This is a genomic window from Serratia sp. JSRIV004, assembly GCF_019968705.1.
Taxonomy (GTDB): domain Bacteria; phylum Pseudomonadota; class Gammaproteobacteria; order Enterobacterales; family Enterobacteriaceae; genus Chania; species Chania fonticola_B.
On sequence record NZ_CP074140.1, the window covers coordinates 2,924,981 to 2,949,141 of the forward strand.

21 protein-coding genes are annotated in these 24,161 nt (G+C 53.8%); 12 read left to right on the top strand and 9 right to left on the bottom strand.

Annotated elements, in window-relative coordinates:
• Positions 1-31 precede the first annotated feature (31 nt).
• Entirely contained in the window at positions 32-1,615 is a 1,584-nt protein-coding gene (gene malX / locus KGP21_RS14060) for a maltose/glucose-specific PTS transporter subunit IIBC (protein WP_021178042.1), read from the bottom strand.
• Positions 1,616-1,839: 224 nt separating this feature from the next.
• On the opposite strand from malX, the gene KGP21_RS14065 reads away from it, so the two are divergent.
• The gene (locus tag KGP21_RS14065) at positions 1,840-2,871 is read left to right on the top strand and encodes a Mal regulon transcriptional regulator MalI (RefSeq protein WP_037374777.1); all 1,032 of its coding nucleotides are present in this window, start codon (positions 1,840-1,842) and stop codon (positions 2,869-2,871) included.
• 145 nt (positions 2,872-3,016) lie between these two features.
• Entirely contained in the window at positions 3,017-4,030 is a 1,014-nt protein-coding gene (locus tag KGP21_RS14070) for a S9 family peptidase (protein WP_223538455.1), read from the top strand.
• 70 nt (positions 4,031-4,100) lie between these two features.
• Here KGP21_RS14070 and KGP21_RS14075 read toward each other — a convergent pair whose 3' ends face one another.
• A complete protein-coding gene (locus tag KGP21_RS14075; protein WP_223538456.1) occupies positions 4,101-5,018 on the bottom strand; it encodes a LysR family transcriptional regulator in 918 nt (305 codons plus the stop codon).
• A gap of 100 nt (positions 5,019-5,118) precedes the next feature.
• Here KGP21_RS14075 and KGP21_RS14080 point away from each other — a divergent pair, with 100 nt between their 5' ends.
• Positions 5,119-6,258: a serine hydrolase domain-containing protein gene (locus tag KGP21_RS14080; protein WP_371824854.1), complete on the top strand. Its 1,140-nt coding sequence runs from the start codon at positions 5,119-5,121 to the stop codon at positions 6,256-6,258.
• 55 nt (positions 6,259-6,313) lie between these two features.
• Here KGP21_RS14080 and KGP21_RS14085 read toward each other — a convergent pair whose 3' ends face one another.
• The 3 genes from KGP21_RS14085 to manA all read right to left on the bottom strand — a co-directional run bounded on the left by KGP21_RS14085 (position 6,314) and on the right by manA (position 10,838).
• A complete protein-coding gene (locus KGP21_RS14085; protein WP_223538457.1) occupies positions 6,314-7,780 on the bottom strand; it encodes a YdgA family protein in 1,467 nt (488 codons plus the stop codon).
• 183 nt (positions 7,781-7,963) lie between these two features.
• Positions 7,964-9,523: a YdgA family protein gene (locus tag KGP21_RS14090; protein ID WP_223538458.1), complete on the bottom strand. Its 1,560-nt coding sequence runs from the start codon at positions 9,521-9,523 to the stop codon at positions 7,964-7,966.
• A 136-nt stretch (positions 9,524-9,659) separates the two neighbouring features.
• Complete coding sequence (gene manA / locus KGP21_RS14095) at positions 9,660-10,838, bottom strand: mannose-6-phosphate isomerase (RefSeq protein ID WP_059200746.1); 1,179 nt, start codon at positions 10,836-10,838, stop codon at positions 9,660-9,662.
• A gap of 204 nt (positions 10,839-11,042) precedes the next feature.
• Here manA and fumC point away from each other — a divergent pair, with 204 nt between their 5' ends.
• The gene (gene fumC, locus KGP21_RS14100) at positions 11,043-12,440 is read left to right on the top strand and encodes a class II fumarate hydratase (RefSeq protein WP_223538459.1); all 1,398 of its coding nucleotides are present in this window, start codon (positions 11,043-11,045) and stop codon (positions 12,438-12,440) included.
• 41 nt (positions 12,441-12,481) lie between these two features.
• Here fumC and KGP21_RS14105 read toward each other — a convergent pair whose 3' ends face one another.
• Entirely contained in the window at positions 12,482-13,138 is a 657-nt protein-coding gene (locus KGP21_RS14105) for a peroxiredoxin-like family protein (protein WP_223538460.1), read from the bottom strand.
• A 106-nt stretch (positions 13,139-13,244) separates the two neighbouring features.
• Between KGP21_RS14105 and KGP21_RS14110 the strand changes: the two genes are divergently transcribed.
• From KGP21_RS14110 to KGP21_RS14120, 3 genes are all read left to right on the top strand, one after another.
• Positions 13,245-14,132: a LysR family transcriptional regulator gene (locus tag KGP21_RS14110; protein ID WP_179245714.1), complete on the top strand. Its 888-nt coding sequence runs from the start codon at positions 13,245-13,247 to the stop codon at positions 14,130-14,132.
• A 3-nt stretch (positions 14,133-14,135) separates the two neighbouring features.
• A complete protein-coding gene (locus tag KGP21_RS14115) occupies positions 14,136-14,822 on the top strand; it encodes a YafY family protein (protein WP_021178034.1) in 687 nt (228 codons plus the stop codon).
• An 82-nt stretch (positions 14,823-14,904) separates the two neighbouring features.
• On the top strand, positions 14,905-15,276 hold the full coding sequence (locus KGP21_RS14120; protein ID WP_059200751.1) for a VOC family protein: 372 nt from the start codon (positions 14,905-14,907) through the stop codon (positions 15,274-15,276).
• 88 nt (positions 15,277-15,364) lie between these two features.
• Here the strand turns inward: KGP21_RS14120 and tus are convergent, their stop codons facing one another.
• Together tus and KGP21_RS14130 are read right to left on the bottom strand one after the other, a co-directional pair.
• Positions 15,365-16,300, bottom strand: coding sequence for a DNA replication terminus site-binding protein (gene tus / locus KGP21_RS14125; RefSeq protein WP_021804493.1), 936 nt, complete (start codon positions 16,298-16,300; stop codon positions 15,365-15,367).
• Between the two features lie 149 nt (positions 16,301-16,449).
• Entirely contained in the window at positions 16,450-17,706 is a 1,257-nt protein-coding gene (locus KGP21_RS14130; RefSeq protein WP_223538526.1) for an MFS transporter, read from the bottom strand.
• A gap of 144 nt (positions 17,707-17,850) precedes the next feature.
• Here KGP21_RS14130 and KGP21_RS14135 point away from each other — a divergent pair, with 144 nt between their 5' ends.
• Together KGP21_RS14135 and KGP21_RS14140 are read left to right on the top strand one after the other, a co-directional pair.
• Complete coding sequence (locus tag KGP21_RS14135; RefSeq protein ID WP_021804485.1) at positions 17,851-18,753, top strand: LysR family transcriptional regulator; 903 nt, start codon at positions 17,851-17,853, stop codon at positions 18,751-18,753.
• 143 nt (positions 18,754-18,896) lie between these two features.
• Positions 18,897-20,114 carry an ROK family transcriptional regulator gene (locus KGP21_RS14140; RefSeq protein WP_223538461.1) on the top strand — a complete coding sequence of 406 codons (1,218 nt, stop codon included), beginning with the start codon at positions 18,897-18,899 and terminating at the stop codon, positions 20,112-20,114.
• 42 nt (positions 20,115-20,156) lie between these two features.
• Here KGP21_RS14140 and KGP21_RS14145 read toward each other — a convergent pair whose 3' ends face one another.
• Complete coding sequence (locus KGP21_RS14145; protein ID WP_223538462.1) at positions 20,157-21,080, bottom strand: LysR family transcriptional regulator; 924 nt, start codon at positions 21,078-21,080, stop codon at positions 20,157-20,159.
• A 227-nt stretch (positions 21,081-21,307) separates the two neighbouring features.
• Here KGP21_RS14145 and KGP21_RS14150 point away from each other — a divergent pair, with 227 nt between their 5' ends.
• The 3 genes from KGP21_RS14150 to KGP21_RS14160 are packed head-to-tail and all read left to right on the top strand — an operon-like array spanning position 21,308 to position 24,042.
• A complete protein-coding gene (locus KGP21_RS14150; RefSeq protein WP_223538463.1) occupies positions 21,308-22,504 on the top strand; it encodes an MFS transporter in 1,197 nt (398 codons plus the stop codon).
• Between the two features lie 11 nt (positions 22,505-22,515).
• Complete coding sequence (locus KGP21_RS14155; RefSeq protein WP_115158474.1) at positions 22,516-23,544, top strand: alpha/beta hydrolase; 1,029 nt, start codon at positions 22,516-22,518, stop codon at positions 23,542-23,544.
• Between the two features lie 51 nt (positions 23,545-23,595).
• Positions 23,596-24,042: a cyclophilin-like fold protein gene (locus KGP21_RS14160; RefSeq protein ID WP_223501433.1), complete on the top strand. Its 447-nt coding sequence runs from the start codon at positions 23,596-23,598 to the stop codon at positions 24,040-24,042.
• Positions 24,043-24,161: the final 119 nt, after the last annotated feature.

Here is a 24,161-nt window from a genome sequence, read left to right on the forward strand (position 1 = left end):
GGGCGCAGCAGGCTGCGCCCGGGGGGGAAGGTTATGCGTTGGCCATCAGTGATTCTAACTCATCTTTCACCGATTGCACCTGCGGGCCAATCACCACTTGCAGGTTATGGTCATTAAGGTGTACCACGCCGATAGCCCGGTTGGCTTTCAGCACCGCATCATCCACCTTGCTCATATCGTTAACTGACATACGCAGGCGGGTAATGCAGTTATCCAGCGAAACGATATTCTCTTTACCGCCCAACGCCGCCAGGATAGCAGGCACGTTATAGCCGGATTTACCCACGGCACCGACAGGGGCGCTCTGTGTAGCGGTGGTTTCCGCCTCACGGCCCGGCGTTTTAATGTTCCAGCGCTGGATGGCGAAGCGGAAGATCGCATAGTAGGCAACAAACCAGATGGCGGCCACCAACGGCACCAGATACCACTTGGTTGCGGTGCCGTGCAGGATACCGAACACCACGAAGTCGATAATGTTGCCGTCGGTGTTACCGATAGTGACGCCCAGCAAGGCCATCACGGTGAAGCCCAGACCGGTCAGAATAGCGTGGATCAGATACAGGAACGGAGCCACAAACAGGAACAGGAACTCGATCGGCTCGGTGGTACCACCGACCACACAAGCCACTACACCGGAAATCAGCAGCCCTTTGATCTTGTGACGGTTCTCCGGTTTGGCACAGTGGTACATGGCTAACGCCGCACCCGGCAGGCCACCGAGGAAGGCAGGCATTTTACCCTGGGACAGGAAGCGGGTAGCGCTTTCGGCAAAGCCGTGGGTGGTTGGACAAGAGAGCTGTGCCTGGAAGATGGTCAAGGCACCGCTGACTTCACGGCCACAAACGTCCAGCGTACCGCCCGCTTCGGTAAAGCGGATCAGCGCTACCAGAATATGGTGCAGCCCGAAGGGCAGCAGCAGACGCTCGCCGGAGCCGAAAATCATCGGCCCAAACATGCCAGCGCCGTTAATCATACGGCCCAACCCGTTAATACCTGCAGCGAACCAAGGCCAGATCAGCGGGATAATCAGGCCGCACAGGCCCAGTACCACAGTGGTGACGATTGGGACGAAGCGAGTACCCCCGAAGAACGCCAGCGCATCCGGCAGGCGGATGGTGTTGAAACGCTCGTGCAGCAGATAAACGATGATCCCGACGATCACTGCACCTAGGATACCGGTATCGATAGACTGAATGCCCAGGATGTTCTGGATGTTATTGGCTTTCAGCACCAGCGGATCGACGGTAGGCAGCACGCCTGACGTGGTCAGGTAGAAGTTGGTCGCCAGGTTCAGCACGGCAAAGCCGACAAAACCAGAGAAGGCGGCCACGCCTTTGTTCTCACGCGCCATGCCCAAAGGAATGGCAATGGCGAACATCACCGGCAGGAAGCTGAAGGCAAAGGAGCCGATCTTGCTCATCCAGGTGAACAGCAGTTGGAAAGCCGGATGACCAATGAAAGGCAGCAACGTGATCACGTCACGGCTGCTTAGTGAGCTACCGATCCCCAGCATGATGCCGCAGAATGAAAGCAGTGCGACGGGCAGCATAAATGTCTTGCCCAGGCTTTGGAAAAACTCCCAAAGCGTAATTTTTTGTTTTTTAGACGCTGGCATAACCGACGACTCCTGGCGAAAAAGCATGCAATGTTGTGTGTACCTGATTAGGTAAAAATAAGATAAAACGTTTTACCTAGTAAAAATGCGTCCCTAATCACAATTATGAACGGTCCTTTGCGGTGACAATACTTATGTGGGTAAATCGTTTTACTGCATTGAGAGATTCGGTATACCATTTGTTATCAGGGTGAAACTCGCCCTGATAGGGCATTGCAGAGGTTATAACCATCAAAAAGATCACTATCACCGACGTCGCACAGTTGGCAGGCGTATCCGTGACCACCGTTTCCCTGGTGCTGAGCGGTAAAGGGCGTATTTCTCCCACCACCATGAGCCGAGTGAATCAGGCGATCGAGCAGCTTGGCTATGTTCGCAACCGTCAGGCCGCGACGCTGCGCGGTGGCGAATCGGGGGTGGTAGGGCTGATCCTGCGTGATATCTGTGAGCCGTTTTATGCCGAGATGACCGCCGGGGTGAGTGAGGTTCTGGAAGCCAATGGCAAAGTGCTGTTTCTGACCCAAAGCGGGCGCGAAGGCAAAGGGCTGATGCGCTGTTTTGATATGCTTCTGGAGCACGGCGTCGACGGCATGGTACTGGCGGGTGGGGTACGAACAGCGAAAGGGCTGAAAGAGAAAGCCGAAGCTCAGGGGGTGCCGCTGGTGTGTGCCGCGCGTTCCAATGGGCTGGAAGGTGTAGACGTGGTGCGGCCAGATAATATGCAGGCCGCGAAAATGGCCACCGAATTTCTGATCAAACGAGGTCATAGCCAGATCGCCTACCTTGGTGGACAAAGCGATTCACTCACCCGCGCCGAACGCCTGGGGGGATTCTGTGCCACCTTGGTGCAATACGGCCTGCCATTCCGCTCAGAGTGGATCGTCGAATGCGATTGTCATCAACGGGCAGCGGCTGAAGCTGCCGAAAACCTGTTGCGTCAGTATCCCAATATCAGTGCGTTGGTGTGCCATAAGGCCTCGGTGGCGTTGGGTGCCTATTTTGGTATCGTGCGCAGTGGCCGTAGTATTGGTTCGGAAGGGATGGACAGTTTCTATGGTCAACAGGTGGCGCTGATCGGTTTTGGCGATGTGCCGGAGGCCGAACTGACCGAACCCCCGCTGACCTTTATCTCCAGCTCGGCTCGTGAGGTTGGACGCAGTGCTGCCCTGCGGCTGTTGCAACGTATTGGCGATGATTCATTGGCCCCGCAGAATGTGATCCTGTCCCCAGAGCTGATCAAGCGCGGATCGGCCTGATCCGCCGCTATATCTCCAATCTTGCCGTTGTCCCAATCTTGTAAATTCTCAGGTGTTTCTAAATAGGCTTGCTCTGATGCCGATTAAATTAAAGCGAAATTTTTGATATAACCGACGCGGTATGAGATTTAATTTGGGAGCGGCTATGAACAAATATGGGATATTTGGTTTCTGCATGGTGAGCTTCCTGGTCGTTTTTTCACTGATTCGGTTATCTGAATTTGAACTTTCCGATGATGGTCACCAACGAACTATCAGCTTTGAGCATCATCAGGACATTCTGGAAGGCACATTAATCCTCCCTTCTGGGAAGATATCGCCACCGCTTGTCCTGCTGGTTCATGGCGATGGCGCTCAAGACCGCTGGTCTGAAGGCGGCTATATTCCGTTGGTGAATTTCCTGGTTGCCCAAGGAGTAGCGGTTTATTCATGGGATAAACCCGGCGTTGGGGCCAGCAGTGGTAACTGGCTGGCACAAACCCTGTCAGATCGTGCAGAAGAAGCAGCATCTGCTCTGAGAAAACTGAAACAGGAACCGGAGTTTAACCACAGCGATATAGGTTTTCTTGGCTTTTCTCAGGCGGGTTGGGTTGTGCCAAAGGCCAGCCAACAGGTAAAAACCGACTTTGTCATTCTGGTGGGGGCGGCGATAAATTGGCGAGCTCAGGGGATTTATTATACGGGGCAACGTCTGCAATCTGAGGGCCTGTCAGCTGAAAATATCGTGAAGGCGCAAGAACGTGAAGCCGCCGCTTTTGACAGGCAGTTTACGCAGGAGGCAGCCGCATCTCCCTGTATTTTTCGTTGTACCCGGCAGGACTTTGAGCGTCGAAACTCACAGGCCGATGCAAGGAAAGATATTTCAGCGATGCAAACGCCGGTAATGATCCTGATGGGGGCGGACGATCGGAATGTCGATCCGCACGAAACGATCGCTGTCTGGAGCGAAGAACTACCGGCCAAAACACCTCGCTGTATCAGACGGGTCGCTGATGCTACCCACGGGCTTTTACGGAGCGAATGGTTTGACTACCAGCTATCCTCTCAGTGGCCTTGGTGGAAGCAGGGCGGATTTCTGCTGGCCGGACAACAGGCTTACTCGCCGGGTTCCCTAAGTGCTATTTCTGCCTGGATACTTAATCAGCAATGTCATGAGTGAACCGCATTCTGATGCCACGCTGAAAGCAAAAAGTGAAAGATCCCTCCCAGGTCTTCAATGACCCAGTAGCTCAAGCGTGGATTGGCTTGATCTGTTGCTCGCGTTTTTCCCGCATAAAATCGATAAAGACGCGCAGCTTGAGCGGCATATGCCGGCCTGCCGGAAAGTAGATAAAGAAGCCGGGCGCGACGTGGCTAAAATCCCGCAGAACCTCTCGCAGTTGCCCGCTCTGCAACTCTTTGTGTACGGCGGCCCGAAAGCGTTGGGTGAGCCCTAATCCCGCTATCGCCGCGTCTTTAAGCAGCTGGTTTTCATTGAAGATCAGCCGCCCGTTGACCTCCAGCGTCAAATGCTCAGTGCCGTTGCTGAAATACCAGGGTTCCAGTTTGCCACTGCCGGGAAAGCGGTAGCGCATGCAGTCATGCTGCTGCAACTCCTGTGGCGTTTGGGGCTGGCCGTGTTGTGCCAAATAACCTGGAGAAGCCACGACCACATGTTGTTGGCCGTGGTCGATAGGGACGGCCACCATATCTTTTTGCAACATCCGCTGCATGCGGATGCCCGCATCAAAATTATCCAGCACCAGATCGGCAAAACGATCGTCGGTAAACAGCTCCAGCTTAAGTTCAGGATAGCGCGCATGGAACTCCGGCAGATAGGGCATGACCAGCATCGACGCGGCCAACTGCGGCAAGGTAATTCGTAATAAGCCGCTTGGCTCACCACGTTGGCTGCTGACATTCTCTGCCGCGATCTCAATCTGGCCCATAGCGGGGGCGATTCTTTCATAAAATGCCAGCCCTTCATCGCTTAACCTGACTGAACGGCTGGTGCGATTGAACAGGCGTACTCCCAGGTGGGCCTCTAGCGCGCGGATATTTTGTGACACCGCAGGCGGTGTGACGCCCAGATGATTGGCCGCCTGGGTAAAGCTGCCCAATTTGGCAACGGCGTCGAAAAACGGCAGTAATTGCAGCAGTGAGCTCATCTATTGATAATCCCAGCTTAATGATTCATTAAATTTTAGCCTATTTTATTTAATGATCAACACCGTAGACTGGCCTGATTACCTAAAGAGGATCACAGTTATGGCTCAGGCATTGACACAACGGATAGAGGCAGTCAATCAGCAGGCGATCGCCGAAGGGCGGATCGTGGGTAGCGTGGTGCTGGTGGCTCAGCATGGGGCGGTGATTTACGCCGGTGCCAGCGGCTATGCCGATCGCGAACAGCGGCAACCCATGCAGAGAAACAGCCAATTCCGGCTATCTTCGGTCTCAAAACCTTACATCACGCTGGCGGCGCTGCGCATGGTAGAACAGCAACTACTGAGTCTGGATGATGCCGTTAGCCGTTGGCTACCGTGGTTTACCCCGGCGTTGCCCGATGGACGGCGGCCAGCGATCACCATTCGTCACCTGTTAACCCATACTGCCGGGCTGGATTACCGTTTCAAGCAACCAGCGGGCGGGATCTACCAGCGGTTAGGGGTCCACGACGGCATGGAGAGGTCCTTGTTAACGCTGGAGCAAAATCTGCGGCGGTTGGCACAGGCTCCGTTGCAGGCTGAGCCGGGGAGCGAATTCAGCTACTCACTGGCAATTGACGTATTGGGTGCGGTGTTGGAGCAGGTAGCGGATATGCCTTTGCCGCAGCTGTTCGAGCGCTGGGTTGGCCAACCGCTAGGGCTGGGGAATACCGGTTTTTATACGTTGAGCGCGGATAAGCTGGCTCCTGCCTATTACAATGCTGAACCGCAACCGGCAGCGATGTATGACGGCTTTCTACTGAGGCTTCCTGAGGAGTTTGGTTTTGACGTGGAGTTTGCGCCTTCGCGAGCGCTTGACCGCCACGCTTATCCTTCGGCTGGCGCGGGAATGGTTGGCGACGCTGACGATGTGCTGCGCCTGGTGGAGACGCTGCGTAATGGCAGCGACGGAGTTTTGCAACCAGAAACCGTTGCCTTGATGCGTCAACCCCATGTAGCAGCGCAGGCAGAAATTCAGGGGCCGGGTTGGGGCTTTGGTTTTGGTGGCGCGGTGCTGGTGGATGCCGCATTGGCAGCCACGCCGCAGAATAATGGCACTATGCAATGGGGCGGCGTATATGGGCACAGCTGGTTTTACGACCCGGTCGCGCAGTTGAGTGTGGTAGCGCTGACCAACACCGCAATTGAGGGTATGAGCGGTTTATATCCCATGCAGATCCGCGATGCGGTCTATGGCTAGAGCAATGTAACCCAAGCGGGCCCCGCATGCGGCGCCCCTACGACCTTGGCATGGATTAATGGCATTGAGCCGGTTGTTCTGGTGCTGCCTCGGTTACTGGAGCGTCCCCGGCAAAGCCGCCAATAAACGCCTGCAGTGACATTTTGTTGCCATTGAGCTCGACCTGATTATCCGCATAGTGGAAGTTGCCGCCAATCACTCCGTCTTGCTGCGTCACAAGGTTAAATTTTTGCGCCATGGCGACCAGACCTTGCACTTGCTGCGGTGCCATCGCTTGCGCTTGTTGCGTAGAGGCGCCCTGTAACTGCGCTAGCTGAGCTGCTGATTCTGTTGCCATTGACTCAGGGATTGTCAGATGGCCTTCCAGCCTTTTGATCGCCTGTGTCAGTTGCTGATCCAGTGGGGCTGCCACCGTGCCCGGCGGGAGTAGCTCTTGCAGATCTAGATTAAAGGTGAAGGTGGCTTCGCCCTGGCTGTTTTTCCAACTCATTGGCGCAATGCGGAGGGTTGGGTAGCCCTTCAGTAACCGTGGCATATTGTGTTCAACCAACTTGGCCAATTGCTGCTGAGTGGCTTCATATTGCTGTAGCAGATTGAGACTTTGTTGATTGTAGAAATCGATAAAGGCTTTCACTGCCTTGGCGTCTACATTGTTAACTTTTAACTTCAGTTGGCCCGATCCCAGGTCGTTGCCGTGGATTTTCAGCGCACTTACGCCGTAATCGAATTGGCCATTCAGGTAATCATCTTTATCATCGGTCTGGCTGGCCATAGTAAACCCCTCCACCAGGACATCTTGGGCATCTCCAACGACCTGTAGCTGCTTTACGCGTAAAAACTGGGTGCCTAGATTGAAATTCAAGGGGTTTTTCTTGGTATCACTTTGACATGTCACCCCATGTAATACGATTTTTCCTTGGTGTTTGTCCGCGATTTCCAGGTTATCAGTATTGAAATCCAACCTGATATTTTTCAGGTCGTGGCTGATGTCAGCCGTCAGTTTAGCCCCGCTGAATGTCAGCCGGTATTCGCTTTGCTCGTGATTCAGCGGGAGTACATCGACAACCGATGAAATATCCCCGTTGAAAGTAATACGCGTATCGGAGGTGATGGGTGATTTGCCTTTGGTGAGATCAAACAGCGTTTTGAGGGCCGCCGTATTTTCCAGTTCGGCGTGCAGCGAGGCCATTGCCGGCAGCAAATTCAATCGTGTCACCTGGCTCAGTGGGAAGGGGCCGTGGTCGATCTTGACCAACGATGCCACTTTATCCCCGTTGATCTGCATGGAGGGATCTTCATTATGTAGCACGTAACGCACCTGGCTGGTAAAGATGCCACGTCGGTAATTTTCAACGCTAAGTCTTACCCCCGCATCGGGCAGGTACTCTTTCAACTGTTGGTTGGTATTGGCGACCAACGTTTCCATCCGCTGCTCAATCAGTTTGCCAGTATACCAGGAAGCTCCACTCCAAGCTGTGCCAAGGACGGCAATAATGCTGACGGCGACTAATGATTTTTTCATACTCGATAATCCCTTTCTACAGCTTGAGAGGTCCGGCAATACGGCCAATATTGGCAAGGATTGTGATGGCAGAATGACTGTCTTGGCAATCGATTTGCGCTAGAACGGCGAGGTTTAAGAAAAAGCGGAGTTATTACAGCGGGGAGGAGAATAGGGGCTTGGTATCGCCAAGCCCCTGTGGTGTTACTGACCCTGAATCATCGGCTGCTCAGGTGCCGGAGCGGCATCCTGCTGATCGGGTTCTGGTGCACTGTCTTCTTCTGGTGCGGAAGCGCCGCCCAGCATCCCGAACATACCCACGAACTCCGGCAGCGACATTTTGGTGCCGTTCAGCTCAATCTGGTTATCGGCATATTTGAAGCTGCTGCCAATCACGTTATCTTTCAGCGTGGTGATCTTGAACATCTCGCCCATTGCCGCCAGGCTTTTCACCTGCTGCTCGGCCTGCTGCTGTGCTTGTTGTGCACTGGCACCTTGCAGCTGTGCCGCTTGAGCCATGGTTTCCTGCGCCATAGCGACCGGAATAGTCAACTGGGCGTCGATTTTTTTGACCGAACGGGCAAGCTGTTGGTCCGGTGATTCGGCCGCAGCGCCAGCCTGTGCGGGATCCAGCAGATCGAGGTTAAGGGTAAAGGCACTTTCACCCTTGGCATTTTTCCAGCTTAGCGGTGCGATGCTGATGGTTGGGTTGCCTTTCAGCAACAGCGGCAGGTTTTGCACCAGCATCTCAGCCGTTTGCTGCTGGTAGGCTTCTGGCGACAGCGTTTCGGCCTGTTGCAGCAAGGCCATGGCCTGCTGGTTGTAACGATCGGCAAACTCTTTCAGCCCTTTAGCATCCAGGTTATCGATTTTCAGCAGCAGTTTACCCGCGCCAAAATCGGTGCCCTGAATTTTCAACGCCGCCATGGTGTAATCCAACTGGCCTGCGAGGCTATTGCCTTTCTCGCCGAACTGGCTGGCCAGGTTGAAGCCTTCCATCGTCATGGCGTCTTTACCGTCGACAGCCACGGTCAGTTGCTTCATGCCCAGCGCTTGCTCACCCAGGCTCAGACCGAATTGGCCCAGATGCGTGTTGCTTTTGAGCGTCAGCCCTTGCATGGTCATCTGCTCGTTCTGGCCAGACTGATTCGGGCCACTGATCACCAGGCCGTCACTACTGGCGTCCAGGAGTGCGGTTTGCATGTTCTTGCCGATATCCGCGTCAATTTTGGCACCGCTGAATTTCAGTGAGGACTTGTCTTTCTGGTATTCCACCGGGATCACATCGATGGAGCTGGCGACATCGCCGCTGTAAGCAATGCGTGAGTCGGCGCTGAACAGCGACTTGCCTTTGGTGATTTCAAACAGGGTTTTGACTTTTGGCGTGTTTTCCAGCTCGGTATGTACCGAGGCCATGCTTGGGATCAGGTTGAATTTTTTCAACTGGGCCAGCGGGAATGGGCCGTGATCGACGGTTTCAATAAAGGCCACTTCTTCGCCGGACTTCAGCAGGGCATCGTCGGTGGTGATGCTACCATCGGCACGCAGCACAAAACGGGCTTGGCTGCTGAAAATCCCGCGTTGGTAGTTTTCATAGCTCATCTTGACCCCGGCCTTAGGCAGGATGGTCTTCAACTGGCTATTGGCGGTGTCTACCATTTCCCCCATCCGTTGCTCGATAAGCTTGCCGGTGTACCAAGAGGCTCCAGTCCATGCTGCGCCGAGCACCACAATGACGCTGACAGCGACTAACGATTTTTTCATAGTTCTGTTATTCCTTTGTAAAGCCGGTAGAGGGCAGGGCGACCAATTGGGCCTGCGAAAAAACGCCCGTAGGCGTTTTTATTGTGTAGGTAAACTAATCATCTTAGCAACTTATTTACCTATATTTTACCGTCAATTAGGGCAACTGATTATAAACGCGGGCGATACGGCCACTCCCGGTGACGTTAACCGGGGATTCAAAGGCGGCAATAAAGCAGGATTCACCTGGCTGCAAGATGACCTGTTGGCCCTGTTTCTCCAGCGTTGCTTCACCTTCTACGCAGAACACGATCGCCGCGCTGTTTTGCGCCAGTGGCTGCGGTGTGGCATCGAGATCGTGTAACGAGAAGGCAAAGTCCTCAACGGGGATCGGGAAGAACAGTTCTTTGCCACGTTGCTCTGGCTGAGTCAGCAGGCCAGATGCCGGTTGTGGGCGGAACTGCAGGTTGGCCAGCAGTTCAGGAATATCGATGAATTTGGGCGTCAGGCCCGCGCGCAGCACGTTATCCGAGTTTGCCATCACTTCCAGCGCGACGCCGTTCAGATAGGCATGTGGGGTCTCGGCATACAGGAACATGGCTTCCCCCGGTGCCAGTTTGACTACGTTCAACAGCAGCGGAGAGAACAGGCCGCTGTCGTCGGCATAGAAACGAGCGATAAAGCGGATGGTGTCCCAAGGCTCACCCTGCTGGTTGTTCAAGGCGGCTTTCAGCACGCCAAGCGCCAGCGTTTTTTGCTCACCGCTCATTCCCAGCAGGCTGGCAAACAGGGTCGCCAGGTGGGCGGTATCTGGCTGTTGCAGGAAGGCGGCGATATCGTGATGTGCGCCGGAAAGGGGTTGTAACAGCGCAACGATATCGTCCAGTTCGCGGAAGCCATTCATCGCCAGGAACGGTGTCAGGGCAAACACCAGTTCCGGCTTGTGATTCGGGTCTTTATAGTTGCGTTCTGCGGCGTCAAACGGAATACCGGCGGCATTTTCTTTGGCAAAACCTACCTCTGCGGCACTCTTGCTTGGATGGACCTGAATGGAGAGCGGCTGGTCGGCACACAGCACCTTAAACAGGAACGGCAGTTCACCAAAGCGTTGTGCCACTTCGGCACCCAGCTGTTTAGGCTGGTCGGTATCAATCACTTCACGCAAAGAACGCAGGTTTCCTGCCTGATCGGTGACCTGTGAGCTGCTTTTAGGGTGGGCACCCATCCACAGTTCGGCCATTGGCTTGCCTGTCGGGTTGGCAATGCCATATAGCTTGGTTAACGCATCAACGCTGCCCCAGGCGTAGTTTTGGATGGCATTAGTCATTTTTTGCATGATCGTATCCCTGCTTTCTCAAGAAAATTGCGCTAAGTAAACAATGTGGCGCAGGCGCATGCAAGCCAAGATGGCTAAAAATGCTGTTTGCGCAGGACGTTAATGCGAATAGTTATTATCTGGCTATACTGAGGAGGCTCGCCAACGGGCTATCACTCGTTGGCATTTCCCCTTCATTTTAGGAATTGTGCTAAGGAGACCGTGATGGCAGGCGTTCGGATTGAAAAAGACTCAATGGGCCCCATCGAAGTACCCGCCGACCAACTGTGGGGCGCGCAGACTCAGCGTTCGTTGGAACATTTCCGTATCTCGTCAGAAAAAATGCCCCCGGCGCTGATCCATGCGTTGGCGATGACCAAGCGTGCGGCAGCCAGCGTCAATATGGATCTGGGGTTGCTGCCAGCAGAGCGGGGCAAGGCGATTATCCAGGCTGCCGATGAAGTGCTGGCGGACAAGCACCCCAATGAATTCCCATTGTCGATCTGGCAAACCGGTTCCGGCACCCAGACCAACATGAATATGAACGAAGTGCTGGCCAACCGTGCCAGCGAGTTACTGGGGGGCGAACGCGGTGATGCGCGGCGGGTCCATCCCAACGACGACGTCAATAAAAGCCAGAGCTCCAACGACGTTTTCCCTACTGCAATGCATGTAGCGGCAGTGATCGCGGTGCGCGAGCATCTGATCCCTGAGTTGAAAGCGCTGCACCGCACGCTGCATGCCAAGGCAGAAGCTTTCCACGATATCGTCAAAATCGGCCGCACCCATCTACAAGATGCTACGCCGCTGACGCTGGGTCAGGAAATCTCCGGCTGGGCGGCGATGTTGGAATATAACCTCAAACATATCGAAGCCAGCATCCCGCATCTTAGTGAGTTGGCCTTGGGCGGTACGGCTGTGGGGACCGGGCTGAACACTCATCCCGAATACGCTGTGCGGGTGGCGAAGGCTTTGTCAGAACTGACCGGGCAGCCTTTTGTCACCGCGCCGAACAAGTTCGAAGCCTTGGCAACCTGCGATGCGCTGGTGCATGGCCACGGTGCCTTGAAGGGCTTGGCCGCCTCGTTGATGAAGATCGCCAACGATGTGCGCTGGCTGGCCTCTGGCCCACGTTGTGGCATCGGTGAGATCGCAATTCCTGAAAATGAACCGGGCAGCTCGATCATGCCGGGGAAGGTCAACCCCACGCAGTGTGAAGCGATGACCATGCTCTGTGCGCAGGTGATGGGCAACGACGTGGCGGTGAACATTGGCGGCGCGTCCGGTAACTTTGAGCTGAACGTATTCCGCCCGCTGGTTATTCACAACTATCTGCAATCTGTTCGTTTGCTGGCAGACGGCATGAGCGGCTTCAATGAGCACTGTGCGGTGGGGATTGAACCGAACCGCGAACGCATCGGCCAGTTGCTTAACGAGTCGCTGATGTTGGTTACCGCCTTGAATACCCATATTGGTTATGACAAGGCGGCAGAAATCGCCAAACAGGCCCACAAGGAAGGATTAACCCTGAAAGCCTCGGCGCTGAAGTTGGGCTATTTGACCGAACAGCAGTTTGACGAGTGGGTACGGCCAGAGGAGATGGTCGGCAGCATGAGGAAATAAGGCCAAAGGCCAGGCGCGGTGATAGCGCCTGGCAGCGCGGCTCACCCCTTCAGCAATGAAACCAACGCCAGTGGATCCGCACGCTGGGTATAATCCGGGTTAACTTCTGCATAAATGATGTCACCGCCAGGCGCGATAACGAAGCGGGCAGGCATCGGCAATGTCCATCCACTTTCGTCGTTAAGCTCGGTCAGGTCGATACCCAAGCTGTTGGTGTAAAGCTCGACAAGATCATTCGCCAACGCGAAACGTAAACCAAACTGTGCTGCCAGGCTATTGCCGCTATCCGTCAGCAAAGGAAACGTTAAGCCATGCGCTTGCTGCATTTGCTGGCCGTTAACCGGCAACTGTGGCGAGATGGCCACCAGGTTGGCACCGTCACGCAACTCAGGCAGAACTGCTTGCAGTGCCTGGAGATCCATATTGCAGTATGGGCACCATCCTCCCCGATAGAAACTGACGACCAGCGGCCCTTGAGCCAGCAATTGCCGGGAAGAGACTGGGTTACCCTGGGTATCCGGCAAAGTAAACTCAGGGGCGCGATCTCCAACCGACAAGGCGTTGTTGGCCATTTCTGTACTGATAAGCTCGTCGATACCCTGACGTAAGAGTTCATGGTCCGAGGGCGCAAGCTTGAAGGGCAGTTGGCCTGCTTCAAAAGCGGCTTTGAACGCGTCGAGCTGATCCTGAAGTTTCATGTTGTTCCTTAAAATAGCGAATGGACAGCAACCAGTTTGCCTATTGTCGTTGTATGGGGGTAGAGTGCGGTGATCACTAATGGTTATTCCAGTGGGGAATGGCAGGATGGATAAGCTAGGCGACTACGCCACCTATATCAGCGTGTTTGAGGCAGGATCGTTTTCCGTTGCGGCCCGGCGGCTTAACGTGGGTCAACCGGCGGTATCCAAGGCGATTGTCCGGTTGGAACAACAGCTGAATACGCGCTTGCTCCTTCGCTCTACTCACGGTTTACGGCCGACGGAAGCGGGACAACAGCTCTATCTGCGGGCCAAGCACATCTTGCATGAGGTTGCGGAAACCGAATCGGCCGTGTCAGGCGTGGCCGAGGTGTTAACTGGTCGGCTGCGGGTCGCTTCGTCTGCGGTGTTTTCCCGTATGATTGAACTGCCGGACTTGAGCCGGTTTCTACACGAAAACCCGGAATTGGCAATGGATCTGCTGCTTGATGAAGGCGAGTTGGGGCTGATCGCCGAGGGGATCGATATCGCTTTGCGTATTGGTGATTTAGCTGACTCCGGCTTTACCGCCCGCAAATTGGGCTCAGCAACGCAACGAGTCATCGGGGCACCGGCGTATTTTGCCAGAGCAGGGATGCCCCAAATGCCACGGGAGTTGCTACAGCATGATATGGTGATCCATCACCGTGCGGGTGGCGCTGAGGAGTGGCTGTTCACCCATGAACAACAGCAGCAACAGGTCCGATTGCAGGGCCGGGTACGCGTGAGTGCTACCGAATGCTTACGTGAAATGGTGGTGGCTGGCTTTGGTGCGACGGTAGCCTGTGAAGGGCTGTTTCGTAGTGAATTACGTGAGGGCAAGGTGGTTGCCGTCTTGCCGCAATGGCAGTTACCACCGTTGGCGCTGTGGGCGGTGTTTCCCAGTGGGCACTTCATCTCGGCCAAGGCCCGTGCCTTTGCCGACTTTATTCAACAACTGCTGCAACGAGAGTAACCCATGTCCCGCACTCAACGCCTGCTCGATCTGATGCAGATCCTGCGCCGCCATCGTTACCCGGTCGCTGGGCATTCTCTGGCCGAAGAGCTGGGGATCAGCATGCGCACTTTATACCGCGATATCGCCACCTTGCAGCAGCAGGGGGCAGATATTGTTGGCGAAGTAGGGATCGGTTATGTATTACGGCCGGGATTTATGCTGCCGCCGCTGATGTTCTCGCAAACTGAGATCGAGGCTCTGGTTCTGGGTATGCGCTGGGTAGAACGCCGGGGTGACAGCCAGCTTGCTGGGGCGGCGACCAATGCGTTGGCAAAAATTGCCGCCGTGTTGCCTGCGGAACTGCGTGAAGAGCTGGATGCCAATACGCTGCTAATCGGCCCGGTGCCTACTGCCTATGTGGCCGATGAAACGTTGGTGACGATCCGTGAAGCCATCCGTTTGGAGCGTAAAATCAAGGTGGAGTATCGGGATTATGCCGGTAATGGCAGCGAGCGTATCTTGTGGCCATTTGCCATGGGCTACTTTGAACAGGTACAGATCCTGATGGCCTGGTGTGAATTGCGTGGCTCGATACGCCATTTCCGCCTTGATCGTATTGGCCGCTTGACGCCGCTAGAACTGCGTTACCCGCGCGGCCGCCGGGCACTGATGAAGCAGTGGCGGGAAAGCGAGGGCATTGCACAATGATCCTGCTGCCATAAACTGACAGTAGGGGGCACTAGAGTGACGTTATCAGGAGCCAGCCGGTTCCCACTCAGAGGATAACGTGATGACTACCCCAAGCATGACCATGATTTATGTCGATAACCCAGAAAAAAGCGCCGAATTTTATCGCCAGCTGTTGGGAACTGAACCTGTCGAGCAGTCTCCCACCTTTGCCTTGTTTATCTTGAATAACGGTTTCAAGCTGGGTATGTGGTCAAAACATACCGTAGAACCTGCGCCAGCGGCGACCGGCGGCGGTACAGAAATCTGCTTTATGTGTGAACAACCGCAACAGGTCGATGCGCTCTATCAACAATGGCGGGATAAAGGATTAACTATCGTGCAATCTCCGGTCGAGCTGGATTTCGGCTACACCTTTGTTGCGGCCGATCTTGATGGCCATCGGCTGCGTGTTTACCAGCTTAACGACGAGTAATTCTTCCACTGCTAGATTCGCCATACGGGGCACACATGCTGTGCCCGTTCAACCAAATACCGCGATAAACTGATTTTACGCCCGTTAATTATCCCTCAACATCGGTATACAGATGCAGGCGTTTCACTAGCAGGCGCAGAGGCTTAGCCTCCGGCTTATATTTGTGTTTTACCGCCGTCACGTCGTAATTGAGCAGTTCACCGATCTTCGGCACCTGTGCGCCCATCTCTGGTTGGCACAGGGCAATCAGCGGCAGCGGGCAGGGGTGCTGTACCTGTTTTTGCTGCGGTTGATACCATACGCGCGCGATTGGCTGCACCTTTACCGGCCGTTTGATTTTCAGCGTGGCGTTCTGCGGCAGGCGGCTGACGTCGTCAATTTCGCGGCCCACCAACTCGGCCCACTGTTCGCGGTTGTAGGGCGGAACGGCGCGCCCGGCTTTCTGGCTTTTCTCTAATTGCGCCAGGATATCGTCGCGCTTCACCTTTTTGATGATGTGCTTGTTGGCCCAGCCAAAACGCACCGAGTCCGGGTTGGTGAGCAGGGTAATGGAGCGATAGGCGCTAAGGGTGATCAAACCATGCAGGTGGGTGTGCACAAACTCAAAACGTTGCTCAGGAGCCAGGCCAGACTCGATGGTAATGATCTGTTCTAACTCTGCCTTCAGGCGGTTGATCAGGGCGATCTGCTGTTGTAGTGCCAGATACTCGGCTCTTTCGGTCTCAAGGCAAATGACACCGGGCAATCTTACCGCCGCCTTGCTGCTGATATGTTGGCGGTTGTGGTGGATAAACAGCCGTTGGTAGTGTTCCAGTGCGAGGTCACGGGCAGCCTGGCCCACATGTTGCTCCACGCTGATCTGTTCTATGGCGGTATGTTCCTTGCCTTTCTCGATTTCTGGCAGGCTGAACACCCTCGCTGCCAGCAACCGCAACGGCTGGACCTGCTGGTGGAGTTGCGCCAATGCCTGTTCCAGTTCGCTAAAACGCGCATTCATTCTGCCGATCAGGCTGTACTTATCCATCATTACCTCGCATTTTAGTTACAACATACATTGTAGGGTAGTGTAACCAGGGTGGCAACTTCAGCCGCATCATCATCATTAGCAATGAGTGAACCTGGCTGAACAGGGAGCTAAGGTGGACCCTTCCCTGAGCGGAAAGGGTCTGGAGGTTAGATACGCGCGGCTTCCGGCAATTTCTTCAGGTAATGGCCAACCAGCAGGGCCAGCAACAGCATCAAGCTGATAAAGGCGACTACGCCGCCCCAGCCAAAGTTATGCCAGAACACGCCGCCCAGCGTACCGGCAACGCTGGAACCCACGTAATAACAGAACAGATAGAGCGAAGATGCCTGGCCTTTGGCCCGGCGTGCGCGGCGGCCAATCCAACTGCTGGCAACCGAGTGGGCGGCAAAGAAACCGGCAGTGAACAGCATCATGCCAATAAATATCACAGTGACAGGGGCCAGGGCGGTGATCAGTATCCCGATCAGCATAATGATAATGGACGCCAGCAGCACCGGGCCGCGGCCAAATTTGGAGGTCAGGGCGCCTGCCTTCGGTGAACTGTACGAACCGGTGAGATACACCACCGACAACAGGCCCACAATTGCCTGGCTAAGATGATAAGGTTCGCTCAGCAGGCGGTAGCCAATGTAGTTGAACATTGTCACAAAGCTACCCATCAGCAGGAACCCTTCGGCAAACAGCAGCGGCAGCCCTTTGTCGTGCCAATGCAGCTTAAAGTTAATCAGCAACGTTCTTGGCCGCAATGAACTGGCGCGGAAGTGTTTGGACGCGGGTAGAATGCGCCAGAACATACAAGCCGCCGCCAGGGCGAACACCCCAATCACCGCCAGCGAGATCCGCCAGGAGAAGAAATCGGTGAGCACCCCGGTCACCAGGCGCCCGCTCATCCCACCGATGGAGTTGCCGCTGATATAAAGGCCCATAGAAAAGGCCACGAAGCTAGGATGGATCTCTTCGCTCAGATAGGTCATACCGACTGCCGCAACCCCGCTCAGCGAAAGCCCAATCAGCGCCCGCATCACCAAGATGCCGTGCCAACTGGTCATGAAGGCACAAATCAGCGTACAGATTGCCGCCAACAGCAGGGCCACCACCATCACCGACTTACGGCCGATAGCATCTGACAGCGGGCCGGTAAACATCAGGCCGATGGCCAACATCCCAGTGGAGAAGGAAAGAGAAAGGCTGCTCTCCGCTGGGGAGATGCCAAAATCTTGCGAAAGCACCGGCAAGATCGGTTGCACACAGTACAGCAGTGCAAAGGTAGCCAGCCCGGCAGAGAACAGCGCCAAGGTCACACGCATAAACTGCGGTGTACCGCGTTCGATGTAGGGGAGTTTATTCAGCGTGGTGCGTTTGGTTGTTGGGGCACTGTCAGGCGCAGGCAGCGTTTTTGGCATACTGGCCGCAGAACGCGAAGCGGTTGTCACAGCGGTTCCTTACCGGGTTAGGGAGATAAAAAATACGTCTTGAGTCACAAAATCATAGGGAGCGGCCAGTTTTTTGTCTAATATATTAATCATCCTAATTAAGATGTTTAAAGTATGAATATCGAGCTCAGACATTTGCGTTACTTTGTGGCCGTCGCTGAAGAACTGCATTTTGGCCGGGCGGCGGAGCGGCTACGGATCTCCCAGCCGCCCCTTAGCCAACAGATCCAGGCACTGGAGGATATGGTGGGCGCGCGTTTGCTGGCACGCAATAACCGTAATGTCAGCCTGACTCAGGCGGGGGAGATGTTCTTGAAAGAAGCCTATCAGGTGCTTGCCCAGGTCAACCGGGCAGCAGAGAAGGCGGCGCGCCTGGAGCGTGGTGAACTGGGTGAACTGACGATTGGTTTTACCTCTTCGGCTCCGTTTATCAGCGTGGTTTCCCGTAGCTTGCGAGCCTTTCGCCAGTTATCACCGGATGTGCATATCAAAATGCGTGAGGTGAACACCAAGCAACAGCTTGAACCGCTGCTCAACGGTGACCTTGATCTGGGCGTGATGCGCAATACCCGCTTGCCGGATGCACTGCAGCATCAGTTGTTATTACGCGAGCCCTTGCTTGCCGTAGTGCCGAATGGCCACCCGTTAACCCTAAAGGCATCAGGCACGCTGCGTTTCAGCGATTTGGCCCAGGAACCCTTCGTGTTCTTTTCCCGCGAAGTGGGCACCGCGCTGTATGACGAAATTCTGGCTTTACTGGCCAATGCCGGGATCGCCCCTTACATCACGCAAGAAGTGGGGGAAGCGATGACTATTATCGGTCTGGTCGCGGCCGGGTTGGGGATTTCCATTTTGCCGATGTCATTTGGCAGAGTGAAGATCGATGGGGTGACCTATCTCCCCTTAGCCGAGCCGGAGGCGATGACTGAGGTCTGGTTGGTGCATCATCGCAGCAGGCCGTTAACGGCAGCGGCCAAGGCGTTAATGGCGCTGATGCTCGAACCCAAAGCTGGGTAAATAAGAGGCGTTTTTGGCGGAAAGCTCGGTGAATTTGTGCTGTTAATCACATAACGAATCAAATAGTTGACGCTGTATTCCAAAAGCCCCACCATAGCCCCTAATCTTTATTTAGAAGCGCGAAAAATAGCAGGAGCGGGTGTGTGATTGCGGATGGGCAGCCTGGGCATATTGATCAGATCAAGCAAACCAATGCAGGGGCAGTTTACCGGCTGATAGATCGGCTGGGACCGATTTCGCGCATCGAATTATCCAAGCGGGCACAGCTGGCACCTGCCAGTATCACCAAGATAGTGCGTGAGCTGCTCGAAGCGCATCTGGTTAAAGAAACCGAATATCAGGAAGTGGGCAGCCGTGGCCGACCGGCCGTTGGCCTGGTGCTTGACACCGAAGCCTGGCATTACCTCTCTGCACGTATCAGCCGTGGCACCATTACCCTGGCGCTGCGCGATCTCAGTAGCAAGATGGTGGTTGAAGAACTGCTGCCGTTAAAAGCCGAACATCCCGAACCGTTATTACAGCGTATCGTTAGTGAAGTCGATCAGTTCTTTATCCGTCACCAAAGCAAACTGGAACGTTTAACCGCCATCGCCATCACACTGCCCGGCATGATTGATACCGCCGCGGGTATTGTTCACCGCATGCCGTTTTATGACGTCAACGAAATGGCGTTGGGGCCAGCGCTAGAGGCACTGACGGGCCTGCCGGTTTATGTTCAGCATGATATCTGCGCCTGGACGATGGCAGAGGCGCTGTATGGCGCATCCCGTGGCAGCCACAACGTCATTCAGGTCGTCATCGATCATAACGTTGGTGCAGGGGTGATCACTAACGGACGCGTACTGCATGCGGGTAGCAGTAGCGTGGTGGAGATAGGTCACACACAGGTCGATCCGTACGGTAAACGCTGCTATTGCGGCAACCATGGTTGCCTGGAAACGGTCGCCAGTATTGAAAACATGCTGGAAATTGTCCAGCAACGTTTGGGAGGCTCGATGTCTTCCATGCTGCATGGCGCACCATTGACCGTGGAATCGCTATGCGATGCGGCAATGGCTGGCGATCAGTTAGCCAAAGATATTATTCTTGGCGTCGGGCACAGCGTCGGGCGCATTGTGGCGATCATGGTCAACCTGTTCAATCCGGAAAAAATCCTGGTAGGTTCACCGTTGAACCGGGCCGCTGAAATTCTGCATCCGGCGATTGCTTCCTGCATTCGTCAGCAATCCTTGCCTGCGTACAGCGAGCATGTTCAAGTTGAATCCACCCAGTTCTTCAACCAAGGCACCATGCCGGGAGCCGCACTGGTGAAAGAAGCCATGTATAACGGTTCTTTGTTGGTGAAGTTGCTACAAGGTTGATTTAGCCTGTGGCATTAACTACCCGGGAATTGAACCCAAAAACTACGCTTCCACTGTCTCGTTGGCAGGGCTACGCTTTCGACCGATCCTAAGTGCTTCAAGGACCAACGAGAATGCTGGAGAAGGCTGTTTGCGACTGGGATAATACAGATAGTAGCCGGGGAAGGGCTTGCACCATTGCTCCAGCACACGCACCAGATTACCTTCTTTAATATGTGATCCAAACTCTTCTTCTGGCAAAAAAGCAATCCCGTGTCCTGCAAGCGCCGCAGCAACAATATGTTCAGAGGTATTGAAAATGAGCTGTCCGCTGACGCGAACATTAAGATCCCCCTCATCCTGATCGAAATCCCAGATATACAACCCCCCAGACCTGACCATACGTTGATTTATGCACCTGTGCTGCGTCAACTCATGGGGGGTGTTGGGGATAGGATAACGTGAAAAATAGCCCGGAGATGCCACTGCGGCCATACGTAATTTGGGCCCGATGGGTACCGCTATCATGTCTTTATCAATGGTGTCACCCAGTCGAACGCCCGCATCAAACCGATCTGCCACGATATCGCGAAAACCATGGTTTGCGTCGAACTCGATATTAATATCCGGGTACTCATGCAACAGCGGGGTCAGCTTTGGCAGCAGGGTACTGTGTAAAACATTTGGCCCGCAGGTGATACGGACCGTACCTGCAGGCTTATCGCGCAGCGCGGTCAGCATATCCAGTTCGGCTTCAATCTCATCGATGCGATTACCAATAGCCAGTAGCAACCGCTCTCCGGCGGAAGTCGGCGATACGCTACGGGTGGTACGCGTCAGCAGGCGAATTTGCATACGATCTTCAAGTGCAGAAATCGCCTGGCTGAGTGCAGGCTGCGTTACACCCAGCTGTGCTGCGGCACGGGTAAAGCTGCTTTCACGTGCGACCGTGACAAAATAGAGCAGGTCGTTCAGGTTGCGTTTCATCAGGTATGGCCCGTCTCATTAATAAGCTACAGTTATAAACCTATTAAGTATTCATTAGCTAGTAATGATGCACCCTGAGTGTAAAATTTCCAGCAAGAGATTATTAAGCGATGGCGGATAAACGCTGTTGCTCTTTCCATTTTTACTTTCCTGACGTTATTCCTGCGAATAGCGTTCGGCCGCGGTTTACCTGAAAACTGCCGGGGGTTATTCGGAGTCAGCAATTTATGCCCATCTTGTCGAACGATCTATCACCTCATAAAGAACGCGCATACTGGAGCGGAGTATTTGCCATGACGTTGTGTGTCTTTGCGCTCATTGCTTCGGAGTTTATACCTGTCAGCCTGCTGACGCCCATATCGGGAGAGCTAGGGATCAGTGAGGGGCTGGTTGGGCAGGGGATCGCTATTTCCGGCGTATTTGCGGTATTGACGAGTCTCTCCATTTCTACACTGGCCGGAGGTCTCGATCGCAAGACATTACTGTTGAGCATGACTGCGTTGATGGCGTTCTCCGGAGCCATTCTCGCGTTAGCACCCAGTTACCTGATTTACATGGTTGGCCGTGCCCTGATTGGTATTGCTATTGGTGGGTTCTGGTCCTTATCAGCCGCTACTGCTCTTCGCCTGGTTCCGCAACACCAGGTTCCAAGTGCGCTGGCCATCTTTAACGGGGGTAACGCCTTGGCAACCGTTATAGCCGCACCACTTGGCAGTTATCTGGGCTCGATTATCGGTTGGCGAGGCGCATTCTTTTGCCTTGTTCCGGTTGGAGTGATTGTTTTTATCTGGCAGTGGTTCAGCCTGCCTGCAATGAAGGCTGATAAAAGCGATAAGCGTAACGGTACTGTTTTTCGTCTTTTGGCTAACCCGCTTGTGGCGATGGGGCTTGCGGCCTGCGGATTATTCTTTATGGGCCAATTTGCTTTGTTTACTTATCTACGTCCGTTTCTTGAGAGGGTAACGCAGGTAGATATCACTACGTTGTCGCTTATTTTACTGGCAATAGGAGTTGCTGGCTTTATCGGAACCCTGGTGATTAGCGCATTTTTGGCATCAGGTTTTTACCCCACACTCATTGCCATCCCTTTGCTAATGGCCGCTATTGCCGGAGCACTGATCGCTTTTGGTCAGAGTGTTTGGATTGTTGCAACACTGCTTGGTTTATGGGGCTTAATCGCCACTGCTGCACCCACCGGTTGGTGGACGTGGATCGCTAGAACACTGCCGGAAGATGCGGAGGCTGGCGGTGGCCTGATGGTTGCCATAGTGCAACTGTCCATCGCATTAGGCTCCACAATCGGCGGGTTAGCATTTGACCACAGCGGTTATCAAAGCACCTTCACCATCAGCGGCATTTTGTTAGTGATAGCGGCCGCCCTGGCGTTATTGACGTCACGTAAAGATATCCACCAAACCCAATGAGGAGTTCTCTGATGAGAAAATTTACCATGCTGTTAGGGCTGTTAATCAGTTCATTTGCGGCAGTTGGCGCCGATATGTCTAACGGAGCCGATAATTTTTACCAAAGCGATAAAGTCACCCAGCAAAAGGTGACCTTCAAAAACCAGTATCAGATGAGTGTGGTCGGCAATCTGTTTATACCGAAAGGGATGGATCAGAATTCACAAAACCCGGCGATTGTCATTGGCCATCCGATGGGGGCGGTAAAAGAACAAAGCTCAAATCTGTATGCCCAGAAACTGGCCGAGCAAGGGTTTGTGACGTTGGCAATTGATCTTTCCTTCTGGGGAGAAAGTGAAGGAAAACCCGGCCATCTTATTTCTCCGGAAATTTATGCGGATGATTTCAGTGCCGCGGTCGATTATCTGAATACTCAACCTTACGTTAATCCGGAGAAAATTGGCGTGCTGGGTATTTGCGGTAGCGGGAGCTTCGTTATCAGTGCTGCCAAAATTGACCCGAGAATGAAGGCCGTGGCCACGGTTAGTATGTATGACATGGGGGCGGCTTTCCGCCATGGTCTTCATCATTCCGTTACGCCTGAACAGCGTAAAGCATTCATTAAATCTGCAATAGAACAACGAGCTGTTGAGTTTAATGGCGGAGACATTGCTTATATCCCAGGTACCGTTAACCAGCTTGATGATTCAACGCCAGCAATTCAACGAGAATTCTTCGATTTCTATCGCACACCGCGAGGAAGTTATACACCACAGGGTGAGAAAGAAGAGCTGACAACCAAACCGATGTTGAGCAGCATTGGGAAGTTTATGAACTTCTATCCGTTCAACGATATTGAAACGATCTCGCCACGCGCGATGCTGTTCATCACTGGCGATCGGGCGCATTCGAAAGAATTTAGTGAAGATGCTTACAAACGTGCCGGACAGCCGAAAGAGTTGTACATCGTGCCGGGGGCAGGCCATGTCGATCTTTATGACCGTAGCGACATGATCCCATTTGCCAAGCTGACGTCGTTCTTTAAGGCTAATCTCAAATAATGTCAAAAGCCGCATCCTGACGGGTGTGGCTAATTTTTTTGGGTTTATCGCATGAAATATCAGAACACATTAATACCGGGTCTGCTGCTGGCTTGTACTTTGGCAGGCCATGCCGACATGATCATTAACCCGCCCCTTAAGGAGAGCCCGATGATGGTTAAAATGAATATTGATGACCAACAATTTGAGGTCAAACTTCACGACAATCCAGCGGCTAAAGCATTTGTTAATTCTTTACCATTGCAACTTGGTATGGAAGAGTTGAATGGGAATGAGATATTTGCCGAACTTCCCCATAAGCTGCCTTCAAGCCCTGTACGGCCTGGGACTATTCAGGCAGGCGATCTCATGTTGTACGGTACGCAAACGTTGGTGTTGTTCTATGAGTCATTTGAATCATCCTACCGCTATACCCCCATCGGGAAAGTTATTCACCCAGAAAAACTCCCCACCAGTGTGGACAAAAAGAAAATAGGGGTTAGGTTCAACGACCATTAAAACCACGGTAGTTAGCTCCCTGGATCATGCCGATACGAGGCACTCGGCGCCACAAAAACCTGGGTACGTTTTCGTTCCTTTGACCTTGATACCCCTTATCAGAGTTTCTTATTATTTAC

What these genes read in the sequence shown, in the direction of transcription:
- malX (WP_021178042.1), bottom strand. Translation starts at nt 1,615, where the DNA reads ATGCCAGCGTCTAAAAAACAAAAAATTACGCTTTGGGAGTTTTTCCAA.
- KGP21_RS14070 (WP_223538455.1), top strand. Translation starts at nt 3,017, where the DNA reads ATGAACAAATATGGGATATTTGGTTTCTGCATGGTGAGCTTCCTGGTC.
- KGP21_RS14075 (WP_223538456.1), bottom strand. Translation starts at nt 5,018, where the DNA reads ATGAGCTCACTGCTGCAATTACTGCCGTTTTTCGACGCCGTTGCCAAA.
- KGP21_RS14080 (WP_371824854.1), top strand. Translation starts at nt 5,119, where the DNA reads ATGGCTCAGGCATTGACACAACGGATAGAGGCAGTCAATCAGCAGGCG.
- KGP21_RS14085 (WP_223538457.1), bottom strand. Translation starts at nt 7,780, where the DNA reads ATGAAAAAATCATTAGTCGCCGTCAGCATTATTGCCGTCCTTGGCACA.
- KGP21_RS14090 (WP_223538458.1), bottom strand. Translation starts at nt 9,523, where the DNA reads ATGAAAAAATCGTTAGTCGCTGTCAGCGTCATTGTGGTGCTCGGCGCA.
- manA (WP_059200746.1), bottom strand. Translation starts at nt 10,838, where the DNA reads ATGCAAAAAATGACTAATGCCATCCAAAACTACGCCTGGGGCAGCGTT.
- fumC (WP_223538459.1), top strand. Translation starts at nt 11,043, where the DNA reads ATGGCAGGCGTTCGGATTGAAAAAGACTCAATGGGCCCCATCGAAGTA.
- KGP21_RS14105 (WP_223538460.1), bottom strand. Translation starts at nt 13,138, where the DNA reads ATGAAACTTCAGGATCAGCTCGACGCGTTCAAAGCCGCTTTTGAAGCA.
- KGP21_RS14110 (WP_179245714.1), top strand. Translation starts at nt 13,245, where the DNA reads ATGGATAAGCTAGGCGACTACGCCACCTATATCAGCGTGTTTGAGGCA.
- KGP21_RS14115 (WP_021178034.1), top strand. Translation starts at nt 14,136, where the DNA reads ATGTCCCGCACTCAACGCCTGCTCGATCTGATGCAGATCCTGCGCCGC.
- KGP21_RS14120 (WP_059200751.1), top strand. Translation starts at nt 14,905, where the DNA reads ATGACTACCCCAAGCATGACCATGATTTATGTCGATAACCCAGAAAAA.
- tus (WP_021804493.1), bottom strand. Translation starts at nt 16,300, where the DNA reads ATGGATAAGTACAGCCTGATCGGCAGAATGAATGCGCGTTTTAGCGAA.
- KGP21_RS14130 (WP_223538526.1), bottom strand. Translation starts at nt 17,706, where the DNA reads ATGCCAAAAACGCTGCCTGCGCCTGACAGTGCCCCAACAACCAAACGC.
- KGP21_RS14135 (WP_021804485.1), top strand. Translation starts at nt 17,851, where the DNA reads ATGAATATCGAGCTCAGACATTTGCGTTACTTTGTGGCCGTCGCTGAA.
- KGP21_RS14145 (WP_223538462.1), bottom strand. Translation starts at nt 21,080, where the DNA reads ATGAAACGCAACCTGAACGACCTGCTCTATTTTGTCACGGTCGCACGT.
- KGP21_RS14150 (WP_223538463.1), top strand. Translation starts at nt 21,308, where the DNA reads ATGCCCATCTTGTCGAACGATCTATCACCTCATAAAGAACGCGCATAC.
- KGP21_RS14155 (WP_115158474.1), top strand. Translation starts at nt 22,516, where the DNA reads ATGAGAAAATTTACCATGCTGTTAGGGCTGTTAATCAGTTCATTTGCG.
- KGP21_RS14160 (WP_223501433.1), top strand. Translation starts at nt 23,596, where the DNA reads ATGAAATATCAGAACACATTAATACCGGGTCTGCTGCTGGCTTGTACT.